Annotated in this window: 6 protein-coding genes; all 6 read right to left on the bottom strand. The window is 77.9% G+C overall.

Features of this window, described 5'->3' with window-relative positions; translation table 11 throughout:
• Positions 1-243: 243 nt before the first annotated feature.
• Positions 244-2,061: an ABC-F family ATP-binding cassette domain-containing protein gene (locus RM780_RS19365; RefSeq protein ID WP_311632055.1), complete on the bottom strand. Its 1,818-nt coding sequence runs from the start codon at positions 2,059-2,061 to the stop codon at positions 244-246.
• Positions 2,054-2,974, bottom strand: coding sequence for a 4-(cytidine 5'-diphospho)-2-C-methyl-D-erythritol kinase (locus RM780_RS19360; RefSeq protein ID WP_311632054.1), 921 nt, complete (start codon positions 2,972-2,974; stop codon positions 2,054-2,056). Before RM780_RS19360 ends, RM780_RS19365 begins: the two co-directional genes overlap by 8 nt.
• Positions 2,975-3,123: 149 nt before the next feature.
• On the bottom strand, positions 3,124-4,056 hold the full coding sequence (gene rsmA / locus RM780_RS19355) for a 16S rRNA (adenine(1518)-N(6)/adenine(1519)-N(6))-dimethyltransferase RsmA (protein WP_394813019.1): 933 nt from the start codon (positions 4,054-4,056) through the stop codon (positions 3,124-3,126).
• Complete coding sequence (locus tag RM780_RS19350; RefSeq protein WP_311632053.1) at positions 4,053-4,904, bottom strand: TatD family hydrolase; 852 nt, start codon at positions 4,902-4,904, stop codon at positions 4,053-4,055. The genes rsmA and RM780_RS19350 overlap by 4 nt, the downstream gene beginning before the upstream one ends.
• Positions 4,905-5,642: 738 nt before the next feature.
• Positions 5,643-5,900 carry a hypothetical protein gene (locus RM780_RS19345; RefSeq protein ID WP_311632052.1) on the bottom strand — a complete coding sequence of 86 codons (258 nt, stop codon included), beginning with the start codon at positions 5,898-5,900 and terminating at the stop codon, positions 5,643-5,645.
• 88 nt (positions 5,901-5,988) lie between these two features.
• Positions 5,989-6,834, bottom strand: a complete 846-nt coding sequence (gene rsmI, locus RM780_RS19340) for a 16S rRNA (cytidine(1402)-2'-O)-methyltransferase (protein ID WP_311632051.1) — start codon at positions 6,832-6,834, stop codon at positions 5,989-5,991.
• Positions 6,835-6,847 lie beyond the last annotated feature (13 nt).

Here is a 6,847-nt window from a genome sequence, read left to right as displayed (position 1 = left end):
GCCGGGCTCACCCGGCTTCCCGCCCGGGACGACCGGGAGCGCGCCGGGCGGCGTGTCCGGGTCGGTCGGCGACGAGGCCGGCGGTGAGGTCGGCGGCTGAGACAAGGTTCCCCCTGGCCGGTCAGGCGGTCGGCCGGCGCGGCGGTGCGGTGCGCGGCCGACCGGCGCAACGCTCTTTTCTACCATCCGATGCCCCCGGCCTCCCCCCGGTTCCGCGCCCAGACCTGCGGGGACCTGCGGGGATCAGCCGCCGTCCGCCAGCTCCAGCCAGCGGGTCTCCAACGCGTCGCGCTCCTCGGTGAGTTCGCGCAGTTGCGCATCCAGCCCCGCCACGCGCTGGAAGTCGGTGGCGACGGCGGCCATCTCCTCGTGCAGGGCGGCCTCCTGCTCCCCGATCCGGTCCAGCCGCCGCTCGATGCGCTGGATCTCCTTCTGCGCCGTGCGGGAGAGCTGCGCGGGCCTGGCGGCGGGCGCGGGGGCGTGCCCGGCCCCGGCCGACTGGGGCGCCTCCGGCGCGGACCGCGCGGCCAGGGCCTCGGCCCGGCGCTGGAGGTACTCGTCGATCCCGCGCGGCAGCATCCGCAGCCGCCCGTCGCCCAGCAGCGCGTAGACGCGGTCGGTGGTGCGTTCCACGAAGTAGCGGTCGTGGCTGACGACGATCAGCGAGCCGGGCCAGCCGTCGAGCAGGTCCTCCATCTGGGTCAGGGTCTCGATGTCGAGGTCGTTGGTCGGCTCGTCCAGGAAGAGGACGTTGGGCTCGTCCATCAGCAGCCGCAGTAGCTGGAGGCGGCGCCGCTCGCCGCCGGAGAGGTCCCCGACCGGGGTCCACTGGCGTTCGCGCCCGAAGCCGAACCGCTCGCAGAGCTGCGAGGCGGTCAGCTCCCGGCCCCTGCCCAGGTCCACGCGGGAGCGGACCCCCTCGACGGCCTCCAGCACGCGCAGCGCCGGGTCCAGCTCGGCCACGTCCTGGGAGAGGTAGGCCAGGCGCACGGTCTTGCCGACCGTGATCCGGCCGGACTCGGCACGGCCGGCGGCCAGGGCGCGCAGCAGGCTGGTCTTGCCCGCGCCGTTGACGCCGAGCAGGCCGATCCGGTCGCCGGGGCCCAACTGCCAGGTCAGGCGCGTGATCAGCGGGCGGCCCCCGGCGGCGACGGTGACGTCCTCCAGGTCGTAGACGGTCTTGCCGAGGCGGGCCCCGGCGAAACGGGTCAGCTCGGCGGCGTCGCGCGGCGGGGGAACGTCCGCGATCAGGGCGTTGGCGGCCTCCACGCGGAAGCGCGGCTTGCTGGTGCGGGCCGGGGCGCCCCGGCGCAGCCAGGCCAGCTCCTTGCGGACGAGGTTCTGCCGCTTGGCCTCCTCGGCGGCGGCGATGCGGGTGCGCTCGGCGCGGGCGAAGACGTAGTCGCTGTACCCGCCGTCGTAGGCGTGGACGGCCCCGGCGTGGACGTCCCACATCCGCGTGCAGACCTGGTCGAGGAACCACCGGTCGTGGGTGACGACGACGAGGGCGGAGCGGCGTTCCCGCAGGTGGCCGGCGAGCCAGGCGATGCCCTCCACGTCGAGGTGGTTGGTGGGCTCGTCCAGGACGATGAGGTCCTGCTCGGCGATCAGCAGGCGGGCCAGGGCGATGCGGCGGCGCTCGCCGCCGGAGAGCGGGCCGATGACGGTGTCGAGCCCGTCGGGGAAGCCGGGCAGGTCCAGGCCGCCGAAGAGGCCGGTGAGGACGGAGCGGACGCGGGCCTCGCCGGCCCACTCGTGGTCGGCGAGGTCGCCGATGACCTCCTGCCGGATGGTGGCGGCCGGGTCGAGCGAGTCGTGCTGGGTGAGGACGCCGGGGCGCAGGCCGCCGGCGTGCGTGACGCGGCCGTCGTCGGGCGGCTCCTCGCCCGCGAGGATGCGCACGAGGGTGGTCTTGCCGTCGCCGTTGCGGCCGACGACCCCGATGCGGTCCCCCTCGCCGACGCCGAGGGAGACGCCGTCCAGGATGGTCCGGGTGCCGTGGACCTTGCGGACGGACTCCAGGCTGACGAGGTTGCGCGCGGCGCTCCTGGGCTCAGGCATGGAAGTCGATCGTAGTGGCCCCGGGTGCGGGGGCGGTGGTGGCGCGGGCCTGGCGGCAGGTGCCGCTGTCGTTCAGGGACTTGGCGAGCGCGGCGGCCCCGTCGGCGTCGGCGGCCAGGAACGCGCAGGTGGGCCCCGAGCCGGAGACCAGCCCGGCCAGCGCCCCCGCGTCGGCCCCCGCCCGGAGGGTGTCGGCCAGCGCGGGCCGCAGGGACAGGGCGGCGGGCTGGAGGTCGTTGACCAGCCGGGCGGCCAGGGCGTGCGGGTCGCCGGCGGCGAGGGCGGCCTCCAGCGCGGGGTCGCCCTGCGGCGGGGGAACGTCCGCCCCGGCCGGGTCCTCGGCGCGCAGGCGGTCGCACTCCCGGTAGACGGCCGGGGTGGACAGGCCGCCCTCGGCGAGCGCGAAGACCCAGTGGAACGTCCCCTCGACGGGCAGCGGGGTCAGCAGCTCGCCCCGGCCGCGCCCGAGGGCGGCGCCCCCGGCGAGGGCGAAGGGTACGTCCGAGCCGAGGCCGGCGGCCAGCTCGTGCAGCGTCTCGCGGGGGGTGCCGGCGCCCCACAGGGCGTCGCAGGCCAGGAGCGCGGCGGCGGCGTCGGCGCTGCCCCCGGCCATGCCGCCGGCCACGGGGATGTCCTTGTCGATGTGCAGGTGAACGTCCGGGGCGCGGCCGAGCCGGGCGGCGAGCGCGGCGGCGGCACGGGCGGCGAGGTTCCCGGCGTCCAGCGGGACCTGGCCGGCGCCGGGGCCGGCGCAGGTGACGCGCAGGGCCCCGGCGGGGGTGGCGGTGACGCGGTCCTGGAGGGCGACGGCGAGGAAGACGTTGACCAGGTCGTGGTAGCCGTCGGGGCGGAGCGGGCCGACGGCGAGCCGGACGTTGACCTTGGCGGGGGCGCGGACGGTGACGGAGGGCATCGGTCGTTTCTGCGGGTCGGGCTACGGATCCGAACGATTCGTTCGGACCCGCAGACGAGGCGGGCGTGTCCGGGGGACGGTCGGATTCGCGTCGGAGGTGCCGAGTGGTGCGGCGTGGACCGCGGTCGGGCGCGGCGTTGCCCGGCGGGCTAGCCGGGGCGTTCCCCGGCCGCGCAGCGGTGTTCCGCGAGGCGGGCGAAGTCGTGGACGGACAGGGCCTCGCCGCGGGCCTGCGGGGAGACGCCCGCGGCGGCGCAGGCGGCCTCGGCGGCGGCGGGGCCGCCCGCCCAGGAGGCCAGCGCCGAGCGCAGCGTCTTACGGCGCTGCGCGAACGCGGCGTCCACCACGGCGAAGACCTCCTCACGGGTGGCGGTGGTCGTCGGCGGCTCGCGGCGGGTGAGGGCGACCAGGCCGGAGTCGACGTTCGGGGCGGGCCAGAACACCGTGCGGCCGATGGCCCCGGCGCGGCGGGCCTCGGCGTACCAGGCGGCCTTGACGGAGGGCACGCCGTAGACCTTGGATCCGGGCGGGGCGGCGAGGCGGTCCGCGACCTCGGACTGGACCATCACCAGGCCGCGCCGGATGCCGGGGAAGGCGGCCAGCAGGTGCAGCAGCACGGGGACGGCGACGTTGTAGGGCAGGTTGGCGACCAGGGCGTCTGGGGGCGGTCCCGGCAGCTCGGTGACGCGGAGGGCGTCGGCGTGCACGAGGGAGAAACGGCCGGAGCGCTCGGGCAGGCGGGCGGCGACGGTGGCGGGCAGGGCGGCGGCGAGGGTGTCGTCGATCTCCACGGCGGTGACGTGCCCGGCGGCGGCGAGCAGCGCGAGGGTCAACGAGCCGAGCCCGGGGCCGACTTCGAGCACGGTGTCGTCCGGGCCGACTCCGGCGGCGCGGACGATGCGGCGGACGGTGTTGGCGTCGATGACGAAGTTCTGGCCGCGCTGCTTGGTGGGGCGCAGGCCCAGGGCAGCGGCCAGGGAGCGGACGTCGGCGGGGCCGAGGAGCGCGTCCTCGGGGGCGGCCAGGGCGGCGCCCTCCGCCTGGGCCGTCGTCTCGGCCTCCGGGGCCGGGCCGCCCGTCATGCGAAGGCCCGCGCCGTGTTGGCGGCGATGTGCCGGGCCAGCTCGTCCTCGTCCATGCCCTTGACGGCGGCCATCGCGCGCAGCGTGACGGGGATCAGGTAGGGGGCGTTGGGGCGGCCCCGGAAGGGCGCGGGGGTCAGGAAGGGCGCGTCGGTCTCCACGAGCAGCAGCTCGGGCGGGGCGGCGGCCAGGGCGTCGCGCAGCGGCCGGGCGGAGGCGAAGGTGACGTTGCCCGCGAACGACATGAAGTACCCCTGCTCGGCGCACTCCCGGGCCATCGCGGCGTCGCCCGAGTAGCAGTGGAAGACGGTGCGGCGCGGGGCGCCCTCCTCGCGGAGGATGCGCAGCACGTCCTCGTGGGCGTCGCGGTCGTGGATGACCAGGGCCTTGTCCAGCTCCTTGGCGAGCGCGATGTGCCGCCGGAACGACCGCTGCTGGGCGGCGACGCCCTCCTCGCCGGTGCGGAAGTAGTCCAGGCCGGTCTCGCCCAGGGCCCGCACCCGGGGGTCCTCGGCCAGCCGGGCGATCTCCTCCAGCGCGGCGTCCAGGGCGGCCGGGCCGCCGTCCTCGCGCTCGATCCGCGGGGCCTCGTTGGGGTGCAGCGCCACGGCGGCCCACACGCTCTCGTGCTCGGCCGCCGTCTTCACCGCCCACCGGGCCCGCTCCACGTCGCAGCCGATCTGCACGACCCGGGTCACGCCCACGGCGGCGGCCTTCTCCAGGGCCTCCTCGACGGACCCGCCCTGCATGTCGAGATGCGTGTGCGAATCGGCGACGGACACGGCCAACGGCTCGGGCAACGGCGGCGGCACGCTCTCCTGCGCCTTGGCCTTGGCTGACTTGGGCATGCCCCGATCCTACGGTCCGGCGAACCCTGCGGGTTCTGCCGGACGGGACCCCCCTCCGCGGGGCGCGCGGCCCTGCGGGCCCGCCGACCCGGCCCCGTGCCCGCGGAAGCACGCGCCTGCGCGGCGCACGCGGGCCCCTGCGGGCCGACTCGCCCCTGCGCGGGGCACGCGGACCCAGCGGGCCTGTCCGGACGGCGGCCCGCCCCTACGAGGCGCACGGCCCTGCGGGCCTCTCCCCGGGGCGCGGGTCCCGGCCGCGCCCCGGACCCACGCCGACGCCGGGGCGTCGGTCCCGCCCCCGCGCGGGCCGCGCGGACCCAGCGGGCCTGTCCGGACGACGGCCCGCCCCTACGAGGCGCACGGCCCTGCGGGCCTCTCCCCCGGGCGCGGGTCCCGGCCGCGCCCCGGACCCACGCCGACGCCGGGGCGTCGGTCCCGCCCCCGCGCGGGCCGCGCGGACCCAGCGGGCCTGTCCGGACGACGGCCCGCCCCTACGAGGCGCACGGCCTTGGGGGGCCGGCCGGCCCCCGGCGGGCGAGAACGCGCACGGGCGCGGCCCGCCGTCCCCCGGGGGCCCGGGCCCGGCCCGTGCCCGGGCGCGCGGCCCATCGGGCCCGCCTCCCGGGCGTTGGGCCCCGCCCCTGCCGGCCGGCTCGCCCGGCGGGCGAGAACGCGCACGCAGCCCTGTGAAGCCCGCCGGGCGCGCCGCCCGGCGGGGCGGCGGGGCGGCGGGGCGGCCTACGGCAGTGGGTAGCGGCGCGCAGCCGTCGTCGCCGTGACCTTGCCCGGGGGGAGGACGCGGACGCGGTGGGCGCCGCAGAGGGGGCAGGTGGGGTTGGTCAGGGGGGACGGAACCGGGTGGCCGTCGCGGTAGTAGACGAGGAAGGGGCGGCCGTGCGGGTCCGTCGCGTGGCGGACGGCGTAGGTCTGCTCCCAGCCGTGGCCGCAGCGCAGGCAGGCGAACGCGTACGCCGCCCGGTCGGTGCTCGATGTCATGCTGACCCCCGACGCTCGGACGAAATGCCGGATTCCTCCACGGTAGCCGCGGCCCGGCCGCACGGCGCGCGGAGCGACGGGCCGGCCGTTACCCCTCGTCGCGCTCCGCCACCACCGCCGCGTACACCACGCGCTTGGGCAGGCCAACGGCGCGGGCGATCTCCGTGATGGCCTCCTTGCGGGGGGTGCCCGCGGACTCGCGGGCGGCGACCGCGCGGGCCAGGGCCGCGGGGTCGGTCTCGGCGGGGGCGGGCGCGGGCGCCCCCGCCACGACGAGGGTGATCTCGCCGCGGACGCCGCCGGAGGCCCACTCGGCCAGCTCGGAGAGCGGGCCGCGCCGGACCTCCTCGTACGTCTTGGTCAGCTCGCGGCACACCGCCGCCCGCCGCGCGGGCCCGAACGCCTCCGCCATCGCCGCCAGGGAGGCGGCCACCCGGTGCGGGGACTCGAAGTACACCAGCGTGCGGCGTTCCTCCGCGGCCTCCCGCAGCCGCGCGGCCCGCTCCCCCGCCTTCCGGGGCAGGAACCCCTCGAAGCAGAAGCGGTCCACGGGCAGTCCCGAGAGAGCCAGCGCGGTCAGCACGGCCGAGGGCCCCGGCACCGCCGTGACCCGCACCCCCCGCTCCACCGCGGCGGCCACCAGCCGGTACCCCGGGTCGGAGACCGAGGGCATGCCCGCGTCGGTGATCAGCAACACCCGTGCCCCGCCCGCCAGTTCGTCCGCCAGCTCCGGCGTGCGGGAGACCTCGTTGCCCTCGAAGTACGAGACCACGCGCCCCGGCACCCGCACCCCGAGCCCCTGCGCGAGCCGCCGCAGGCGCCGCGTGTCCTCGGCCGCCACGATGTCCGCCGCCGCCAGCTCCTCGGCCAGCCGGGGCGGGGCGTCGGCCAGTTCGCCGATCGGGCTGCCCGCCAGGATCAGAACGCCGCTCATGGTCCACATCCTC

This window comes from Streptomyces boetiae, from assembly GCF_031845405.1.
GTDB lineage: Bacteria > Actinomycetota > Actinomycetes > Streptomycetales > Streptomycetaceae > Streptomyces > Streptomyces boetiae.
This window is presented reverse-complemented; position numbering and strand designations above follow the sequence as displayed.

Bases quoted from the DNA above. Each gene is read 5' to 3' on its own strand.
- rsmA (WP_394813019.1), bottom strand. From the start codon at position 4,056: ATGACGGGCGGCCCGGCCCCGGAGGCCGAGACGACGGCCCAGGCGGAG.
- RM780_RS19360 (WP_311632054.1), bottom strand. From the start codon at position 2,974: ATGCCCTCCGTCACCGTCCGCGCCCCCGCCAAGGTCAACGTCCGGCTC.
- RM780_RS19345 (WP_311632052.1), bottom strand. From the start codon at position 5,900: ATGACATCGAGCACCGACCGGGCGGCGTACGCGTTCGCCTGCCTGCGC.
- RM780_RS19365 (WP_311632055.1), bottom strand. From the start codon at position 2,061: ATGCCTGAGCCCAGGAGCGCCGCGCGCAACCTCGTCAGCCTGGAGTCC.
- rsmI (WP_311632051.1), bottom strand. From the start codon at position 6,834: ATGAGCGGCGTTCTGATCCTGGCGGGCAGCCCGATCGGCGAACTGGCC.
- RM780_RS19350 (WP_311632053.1), bottom strand. From the start codon at position 4,904: ATGCCCAAGTCAGCCAAGGCCAAGGCGCAGGAGAGCGTGCCGCCGCCG.